The organism is Actinomyces sp. S6-Spd3 (assembly GCF_000758755.1).
GTDB lineage: Bacteria > Actinomycetota > Actinomycetes > Actinomycetales > Actinomycetaceae > Pauljensenia.
Genome location: NZ_JRMV01000033.1, coordinates 1 through 1,097 on the forward strand (window position 1 = coordinate 1; position 1,097 = coordinate 1,097).

The 1,097-nt window shown below is 52.1% G+C and carries 2 protein-coding genes; both read right to left on the reverse strand.

Going from position 1 to position 1,097, the window contains the following annotated elements:
- Positions 1–801: RHS repeat-associated core domain-containing protein (locus HMPREF1627_RS00230; RefSeq protein WP_199805851.1), on the reverse strand; the 801-nt coding region annotated here is incomplete at its 3' end.
- A 112-nt stretch (positions 802–913) separates the two neighbouring features.
- A partial coding sequence (locus HMPREF1627_RS00235) for an IS3 family transposase (protein WP_034499820.1) occupies positions 914–1,097 on the reverse strand: 184 nt, incomplete at its 5' end.

Sequence of the window (1,097 nt, forward strand, 5' to 3'; positions counted from 1 at the left end):
GTATCCTGCATTGGCACTCACAACTTCACCCGCCATGTCGCCGAGTAGCTTCCTAGAGAAGTTATCTACTGCCATGTTGAGGTCGTTTTTCGCCACTAACTTGGTTGCTGTTTGAATCTTTGAGGTTCCATTTGCAGAGGCAAGGAACCCATTCTTAGCGTCCATGACACTTTTTTGCGTAGCTTTTGTAGCCAGAGCTCGTTGTGCCGCCGGCGATGCTTGCGCCATCTTTGCGCCAATTAGGTTCGAAGTGCCCATAGAAACAAAGCCGGTGACTGCTCCAACAGTCGTAGCAATTCCTACCTTCTTCCAGTCGATAGGCTTGTTGGAGATTTTCTGCGTAAGCAAGGATGTTCCACCACTAACCAAGCCTCCAGCCAGGGCGCCAGCCACCAGGATTCCGCCTACACCCGTGGCTGCAAGGGCAACTCCACCAATAATCGCTGCTCCCGCAAGGGCGTATTCCCAATTGTCCGCAGCAAACCCACCGATGCCCCTATTTCGGTTGTCGTTATACGCGGTTAGTGCACTGATGTCGCTATCTGTAATCGGACTTAGGCCGTAGGGATCAGCCAGGGAAAGTGGCGTATTAGCCGCGTAGTTATATGCGTTTGCCGCCCAAAGCGTAGCCGGCGGTGCGGCGACAGGATCCTGGGTTAGGAAAGATGCGGTGTTCGGATCGTAAAGCCGGGCTCCCATCCATTCCAGACCAGCAATGGCTATTTGTCCACCAGAAGTTAGCCGGAGGTAGTCCGGAAGTTGCGAATTGATAGTTCCGATAGAGCTGCCGTATGGATCCAACGGATCAGTGATGCTTTGAGGGCGCCATGCGTCCGCCACAATATCTGCGCTCAGGGTGACACCTGGTTGTGAACTGTCCCCTGAAAGTTAGACAGTTTAATAGTAGGGGTTCTTAGGCTAGGAGGGCATGATTGCGATATTCGTTCGGGGTCATGCCCTCGAGTCGTTGTTGGATGCGTTGGTTGTTGTACCAGTGGATGTAGTCCTGTATTTGATTGGTTAGGTCTTCGGTGTAGGTGAACGCTTGTTGGTAGAACAGTTCTGCTTTGAGGTGGGCGAAGAAGTTTTCTGCTATT